Origin of the sequence: uncultured Ruminobacter sp., assembly GCA_902764345.1 — a bacterium.
Taxonomy (GTDB): domain Bacteria; phylum Pseudomonadota; class Gammaproteobacteria; order Enterobacterales; family Succinivibrionaceae; genus Ruminobacter.
Genome location: CACWVT010000087.1, coordinates 1 through 7,836 on the forward strand (window position 1 = coordinate 1; position 7,836 = coordinate 7,836).

At 46.5% G+C, this 7,836-nt stretch carries 5 protein-coding genes; 3 read left to right on the top strand and 2 right to left on the bottom strand.

Annotation, left to right across the window (positions count from 1 at the left end; all coding sequences use genetic code 11):
* Positions 1-406 precede the first annotated feature (406 nt).
* Together yegQ and rdgC are read right to left on the bottom strand one after the other, a co-directional pair.
* Positions 407-1,747 carry a tRNA 5-hydroxyuridine modification protein YegQ gene (yegQ, locus tag QZU58_RS09905; protein WP_294496422.1) on the bottom strand — a complete coding sequence of 447 codons (1,341 nt, stop codon included), beginning with the start codon at positions 1,745-1,747 and terminating at the stop codon, positions 407-409.
* A gap of 211 nt (positions 1,748-1,958) precedes the next feature.
* Positions 1,959-2,867, bottom strand: a complete 909-nt coding sequence (gene rdgC, locus QZU58_RS09910; RefSeq protein WP_294496423.1) for a recombination-associated protein RdgC — start codon at positions 2,865-2,867, stop codon at positions 1,959-1,961.
* A gap of 458 nt (positions 2,868-3,325) precedes the next feature.
* Here rdgC and QZU58_RS09915 point away from each other — a divergent pair, with 458 nt between their 5' ends.
* The 3 genes from QZU58_RS09915 to serC all read left to right on the top strand — a co-directional run bounded on the left by QZU58_RS09915 (position 3,326) and on the right by serC (position 7,471).
* A complete protein-coding gene (locus tag QZU58_RS09915) occupies positions 3,326-4,702 on the top strand; it encodes a DNA gyrase subunit A (protein ID WP_294496426.1) in 1,377 nt (458 codons plus the stop codon).
* Complete coding sequence (locus tag QZU58_RS09920; protein WP_294496428.1) at positions 4,669-6,123, top strand: DNA gyrase C-terminal beta-propeller domain-containing protein; 1,455 nt, start codon at positions 4,669-4,671, stop codon at positions 6,121-6,123. The genes QZU58_RS09915 and QZU58_RS09920 overlap by 34 nt, the downstream gene beginning before the upstream one ends.
* Positions 6,124-6,385: 262 nt before the next feature.
* Positions 6,386-7,471 (top strand): 3-phosphoserine/phosphohydroxythreonine transaminase, encoded by a 1,086-nt coding sequence (gene serC / locus QZU58_RS09925; protein WP_294496430.1) that lies wholly within the window; start codon positions 6,386-6,388, stop codon positions 7,469-7,471.
* The last annotated feature ends 365 nt before the right edge of the window (positions 7,472-7,836 follow it).

The following is a 7,836-nucleotide window of genomic DNA, read 5'->3' on the forward strand; positions in this document are numbered from 1 at the left end:
TCAGCATTGTATCTTTTCATAACAAATCTCTCCACTCTTAATCTGTGGAATCACATATCCCTATGATAAATCCGCAACATTACCGATGCTGCATTCCTCTGTTTCAATACTACTATTACTGAATCATACTTGTAAAGAAGGATGTGGCTGTTTTTTGAACATGGGTTAAAAGGTTCAGTAAAAACGACAATCCTCCTGTATAGAGTATAAGCATGTTTTGTGTTTCAAAAGAAGACTGAATTCACAATAAATGAAATCCCTTTGCCTGCTTATGGTCGGGGATTTCTGCGGCTTCAAAAAGAAAAAGCTCAGAAGAATTGAGTTCCGAGCCTTTAATCTGAAAAGTACGGAATATCCCGTATACGGGCAGTTCCGTGTCTTTTCCGGTTTAAAATGTCAGACAGGATTATTTCTGTCTGATTACGGGCTGTCTCGTATTCTCTCCGTTTCTGAAATGACGTACGATTATGCCCATATGCGCGTATTCAGGGGGCAGCGGACATTTGAAGAAAACCACGTGTCCGTCACCGGGGGCTACGGTAACAGGCTGCTTTTTCTTATCAAGCAGATTGTCAAGGGTAATGAACTCTCTTACTCCCGGAGAAAGTATTTCCAGGGTGTCTCCGAGTTCAAAACGGTTGCGTACACTTACCTGCCACAGACCGTCAGCGTCGACACCGGTCACTTCACCGACGAACTGGCTCTTATCGGAGATACTGTAGCCGTAGTCGTAGTTCTGGTATTCACTGATTCCGTGACGGGTAAGGAATCCGTCCGTATAGCCTCTGTGTGCCAGTGATTCGAGTTCGGATTTCAGTTCCTCCACGATATTTTCTCCGCGCATGGCGGCGTCGATGGCACGGCGGTAGACTGAGGCGGTTCTGGCACAGTAGTAGAAAGATTTTGTGCGACCTTCAATCTTAAGGGAGTCAACACCGATTTCACAGAGTTTCTGCACGTGTTCGACGGCACGCAGATCTCGTGAGTTCATGATGTAGGTACCGTGTTCATCCTCGTCGCAGGCCATGAGTTCACCCGGTCTCTTAGGTTCTTCCAGAAGATAGCTGTGCGGGGTAACAAGCTCACTGCCGAGATCCGGTTCGACCAGCTCTCCGGTATCGTCTTCTACGGCCTTGTGTATCTTATAGGCCCATCTGCAGGAGTTGGTGCAGGCTCCCTGATTTGAGTCGCGGTGGGTGAGATAACCGCTCAGCAGGCAGCGGCCGGAGTAGGCCATGCACAGAGCACCGTGAACAAAAACCTCCAGTTCCATCTGAGGACATTCATCGCGGATTTCCCTGATTTCGTCAAGATGAAGCTCTCTGGAAAGTATTATTCTCTTAAGTCCCATTTTTTCCCAGAAGCGCACGGAGGCAAAGTTAATTGTGTTTGCCTGTACCGAAAGATGAATCGGCATGTCCGGATAGGCTTCCCTTACCATCATAATCATGCCGGGATCTGACATGATTAAGGCATCAGGGTTAAGGGCAACAATGTCGGCAAGATCTTTGGCAAACTTTTTTACCTTGATGTTGTGAGGCTGAATGTTTACGACCATGTAGAGCTTCTTTCCCGCATCATGCAGTTCCCTGATGGCTGATTCAAGAGTCTGATAATCGAATTCATTGTTTCTGATTCGCAGACTGTAGCGGGGCTGACCGGCATAGACGGCATCGGCACCGAAGGCCGTGGCGTATCTTAAGTTCTTTAATGTGCCTGCCGGTGATAAAAGCTCAGGTTTTTTCATGTGTGATCCCTTAAATCTGGTGTTTGAATTTTAGAAGCTGCCATATTTTATAATTTTCTCCGTGATTTGTGTATCATCTGACCGGTATAAAATAAAAAAAGCCTCTAATCATAAAATCCGGCAGCGCCATGAACAGTATGGCCGCTGCCGGATTAAGTGCATTTTATGAATGGGAAAAACGGTTAACCGTTTCCGGATCGTCCGTTATGCTTTATTCAGCTTCGCTTTCGCCGCCGAATGCATCAACCAGTACCGGAATCAGCTTTGAGAATTCGCCGCTTATAAGGGTAAGATCGGCATCGAGCTGGGCTGCCGGGTCATCGCTAACGGTGGCGTTCTCGTCAATAACGGTGTCGGAAAGCTTTATTCTCTTAAGGGCAAAAGAATCGTCTATGACAAGTGATACGTCATTGTTTACGGTGATTGCAAGACTTGTAACAACCTTGCCTGCTTCAAGGTGAGCCTTGATTTCTGCAGTGTCCAGGTCCTGTTTCTTTGCCTTGATGGTGCCGCCGGCACCGTCAACCGCCTTGAGTTCAACCTCGTCGCCGATTTCAATTCCAACCGGGCCTTCACCGTTGGCAACCCATTCCGTCATGCAGTCGTTAACGGATTTGTTGAATTTGAAGAGGCGGGCCGGAAGGGAACCGAGACTTTTTCTTAAGAGGGCGATAAGATCCTCTGCCTGCTTGTCTGAGGCCACGTTTACCACGACATAGCCGTATTTGCCGCTAACCCAGATCCAGTTTTCCTTATGGAGTCGGAAAGCTCTAGGCAGGAGTTCATTAACGATGTTTTCCTTGAGCTCCGCCTTTTCCTTTTTGCTTACGTTACGTGCCTGCTTAAGTTCGAGCTCTTCCACCTTTTCCTTTAATTCTTCATTAACCACGCTGGCAGGGAGCATTCTTTTTTCGGTTCTGCAGCGGAAGAAGTAGTCGTCATTGATCTTATGACAGAGAACCTCCTCGTCCTGTCCGAGCGGACTTACCCAACCGAAACGTACCATGTCCTGACCTGAACACGGAGTGTATTTCTGAGGTGCAAGAAGTTTGTCAAGTTCTTCGGTGCTGTACTTGAACCCTGTATCGAGCGTGTATACTCTGACATTTTTAAACCACATTGTTGTATTCCTTTTGGCTGTGACTGTCCGAACAGGTGCATTGACGACGTTTCCGTCCGGCAGTGTAATGAGCCCGTCTTCCGCCGGATAAGATACGATCTGTTCAGACTGTCAGGATATGAAAGTCCGACAATTATATAATTAGTTTCGATGAAATTTAACAAAAAAATATTAAAACCGTGGCATGCATGCCATGACGGGAAAATGAATCCGGCAGTCAGGCGTCAGACGGAAACGTAGTGTATGAAATAATAATCCTTCTGAATGAAAAAACGGAATTCTAAACCTTAATGTAAGGGGGGCGGGCAGAAAACAAAAAGCATCTGACGGCGAAAATATTCAGATTATCTCAGGAACACCGGCTGACGTCACTTCCGGGCTAGGAAACTGCATGAAAATAATATGGTTTTATGGTACAATGAGCCACAAATTTTTTATATTAATAATGAGTAATTGAGATGAGTGACAATACAACATCCAGAGATTCATTACCGGAGAATGTCCGTCCGGTAAAGATCACTGAACAGCTTCAGAGCGCATTTATCAATTATGCCATGAGCGTAATCGTGGATCGTGCACTCCCAGACGTAAGAGACGGTTTAAAGCCGGTACACAGACGCAGTCTGTACTCCATGTACAAGCTGAGAAACTTTTACAATACCAAGCATTTAAAGTCAGCACGTGTAGTTGGTGATGTTATCGGTAAGTATCATCCTCACGGTGATACGGCCGTTTATGATACCATCGTCCGTATGGCTCAGGATTTCTCCCTCCGTTATCCGCTCGTGGACGGTCACGGCAACTTCGGTGACCTTGACGGTTACAAGGCTGCGGCCATGCGTTATACCGAAGTCAGAATGTCCAAGATCTGCGGCGAAATGGTTGCTGATCTGGAAAAAGAAACCGTTGATACCGTACCAAACTACGATAACAGTGAAACAATTCCGGTTGTAATGCCAAATAAGCTTCCGAACCTTCTGGTTAACGGAACCTCAGGCATTGCGGTAGGTATGGCCACCAATATTCCGACTCACAATCTGTCAGAAGTCGTAAATGCCACCGTGGCATTAATGCGTAATCCTGAACTTACCGTTGATGAGCTCATGCAGTATATTCCTGCTCCTGATTTCCCTACAGGCGGCATCATCTACGGACAGAGTGACATCAGAAGGGCTTATCAGACCGGTAACGGTAAGGCCATCATTCGTGCAAAGACCACGATTGAGGGGGATGAAAACGGTAAACAGAAGATCGTTGTTACCGAACTTCCTTATGGTGTGGGACCTGCTGAAATCGAAAAGAAGATCAGCGAATGCATGCGTGATCATACCATCGAAGGCATAACCCGTGTGAATAACGGTTCAACCAAAAAGGTTCGCATTGAAATCTTCCTGCGTCAGAATGAGTCTCCTGAAATAGTACTTAACAAGCTTTTCCAGCAGACCAGAATGCAGGTGTCTTTCCCTATAAACATGCTGGCACTCGTTGACAACCGTCCTGAAGTTCTTAATCTCAAGCAGATTCTTGAGCACTTCATCAAGCACAGAAAGGAAGTTGTAACAAGACGTACCGTTTATGATCTTAAGATCGCCCGTGACAGAGCACATAAGCTCGAAGCTCTGCTTGTGGCCTTAAGCAACATTGACGAAATCATTGCCATTATCAAGGGCAGTGCCAACAGACAGGAGGCACATGCAGCCCTGATGGCTCATCCATGGAATTACGGGGAACTTAACAGTCTTATTGAACTTGCCGCAGACGGCATCACGATGGGTTCTACTTCTTCTCCGATCCTCAGACCGTGGCAATTCTGGACATGCCTTTGCACCGTCTGACCAATCTGGAACAGGACAAGATTACCGATGAATACCGTGAACTTACGGCTCAGATTAAGGAATACCTGAGGATTCTGGCATCAGAAGAGCTTCTTCGTGACATCATCATTGAGGAACTGGAGCAGATCCGCAATGAATACGGTGACGCCAGAAGAAGCGTGATTGAAACCAACACTGCTGAAATCACCAAGAAGGATCTGATTGATCCGGTTTCAGCCGTCATTACCCTGTCCCATGCAGGTTATATCAAGTACCAGCCTTTATCTGAATACGAAGCCCAGAAGCGTGGCGGTCGCGGCCGTCGTGCCACCCTGGTGAAGGATGAGGATGTAATCGACAGCATGTATGTGGTAAATACACATGATACCGTGTTGTGCTTTACTTCCCGCGGCAAGGTGTTCTCAATCAACGTATACGACCTGCCGGAGGCGTCTTCAAATTCTAAGGGACGTCCGATTGTGAATCTGCTGAGACTTGAGGAAAACGAGTCAATTCAGACCATTGTTCCGGTAAACAGTTTTGATGAGAACAAGTTCCTGTTCTTTGCAACCTCCAACGGTTATGTAAAGAAGACCAAGCTGAGTGCTTACAGAAACGTTAATGCTCAGGGGCTCAGAGCCATTAAGCTTGATGAAGGCGTAAGCCTTGTCAATGTTGCGCTGACATCAGGCAGTGACGTAATTGCACTGTTCAGTTCTGACGGACGTGCATGTCTCTTCAACGAGTATTCTCCGTTAACTCCTGAAGCAGATGCCACCCTCGATACGGACAGTGAAAACGAGGATGCGACCGAAGCTGCAGAGACCATTGAGGAAGCCGTAAGTGCCGATGCTGACGGCGAAGGTGAAGGTTCAGAGGATGATGTTCTTGTTATCGGTCCTAATTACCGTGGCGGTGTAAGAGCTTCCGGCCGTGTGTCACGAGGTGTAAGGGGCATGAATCTTGCCAAGGGACATCAGGTTGTTTCCATGATGGTTATCGACAGCAGTCTGCCATATGTACTGATTGCCACCGAAAACGGCTTCGGTAAGCGCAGTCCTGTTGCCGACTTCCCGTTGAGACGCCGTAATGCCAAGGGCGTAATCGCCATCAAGGGTGAGGATCGTAACGGTAGGGTAATCGGTGCAGTACAGGTTGCCGACGGTGACGAAATCATCCTTATCAACAATGCCGGTATCCTTGTTCGTACCCGTGTTGATGAGGTCAGCGTGATTTCCCGTTACGGTCAGGGCGTTCGTCTCATTCGTCTTGATGAAGGTCTCAAACTTGTTTCCGTACAGCGTGTTGTGAAGACCGATGACGAGGAACAGGACGGTCAGATCCCGGCTGACGTTGATGCAGATGGCGTCGCTGATGCTGCATCTGACGGAGAATCAGTTGCAGATGCCGCATCTGACGCTCCGGATGCTTCTGACATCTGATTATTTCAGACTGAAGAAAAAGCCTGAGGCTTAATACTTCAGATTTACTGACGGTCAGGGAGGAGAAAAACATAAGGTTTTTCTCCTCCCTTGTTTTATCTGGACCGGACTTCGAACAGTCCGTTATCTGCCGGTATCATGCGGGAAAAACGCCCATTTATGTTTTATTTTTATCTTTATGCCTGTTTTTTCTGTATAATGTTCGCATCTATTTTTAAATTATTTTTCGAGCAAATATCAGAATAGGACAAGGTGTCTCTCTATGAGTAAGGTATACAATTTTGCAGCAGGTCCTTCCATGCTTCCTGAAGCTGTTATGAAGGATGTTCAGAAGGAGTTTTTGGATATCAACGGAATCGGTGCCGGCGTAATTGAAATCTCCCACCGCTCCAAGGATTATCTGGCTATCGCTGAAAAAGCCACTGCTGATCTTCGTGAGCTCATGAATATCCCTGACAACTATAAGGTACTGTTCATGCACGGCGGCGGAAGAGGTGTTTTTGCCAATCTTCCAATGAATCTTGCTACTGCAGACGGTTCTGCCGACTACATTGTTACCGGTGCCTGGTCAGGTTACGCAGCTGAAGAAGCAGTGAAGTACACCAACGTGAATTCCATTAAGGGTGACTTCGTAAATGCTGACGGCAAGGTTGATCTTAAGCTTGAAGGTCTTCCTTTAAAGAAGGATTCAGCCTATGTTCACGTATGTATGAACGAAACCATTCACGGTATCGAAATGTTCAATACTCCTGATACCGGTGACGTTCCACTGATTGCCGACATTTCATCATGCATTCTTTCCCGTCGCATGGATGTTTCAAAATTCGGTATGCTTTACGGCGGTGCTCAGAAGAATATCGGACCTTCAGGCATTACTATTGTTATCGTAAGAGAAGATCTGATTGGTCATGCACAGTCAATCACTCCTGCAATCTGGGACTACAAGGTCACTGCCGATCATGATTCAATGCTTAACACTCCTAATACCTTTGCATGGTACTTTGCCGGCAAGGTATTTGCCTGGTTAAAGAGCCTCGGCGGTGTTGAAGCGATGGAAGCCATCAATAAGGAAAAGTCAGAACTTCTCTATAACTTCATTGACAGTTCTGATTTCTACAGCAACAACGTTGCCGAAGGCGTGCGTTCACGCATGAACATTCCTTTCTTCCTGAAGGACAGCAGTCTCGATCAGCAGTTTATTGCCGAAGCCAAGGCTAATAATCTCATTTCCCTCAAGGGGCACAGAGTACTTGGCGGTATGAGAGCCAGCCTTTACAATGCAATGCCTCTTGAAGGCGTTAAGGCTCTGGTTGCCTTTATGGAAAAATTCGAAAAGGCTCATAAGTAAGTCGTTACAGTATAGACAGAAAAAGGCCGGGAGCAACGTATGGATCTCCCGGCCTTTTTGTATGAAACCTGAATATTCCGGTATCACAAAAAATTAAGAGACCGAATCCATTGCCTGATTCGGTCTCTCAGTATTACCTAAACATATGAATCAAGGTTTAGGTTATGGGGTTTTACGTAAGTTTTTCAAAAACATCCGTAAAACATGCGAACTATTCCTGTGGAACAACAGCCCAAATGGTTACTGACTGAGGTGCTGCAACATCGTTGTCGACAACATCATTCAGGACCTTGTCACCGTCAACAACCTTGACAAGCTGTGCATCGAGATTGCTAACTGTTACAGCAGTTTCCTTACTGTTAAAC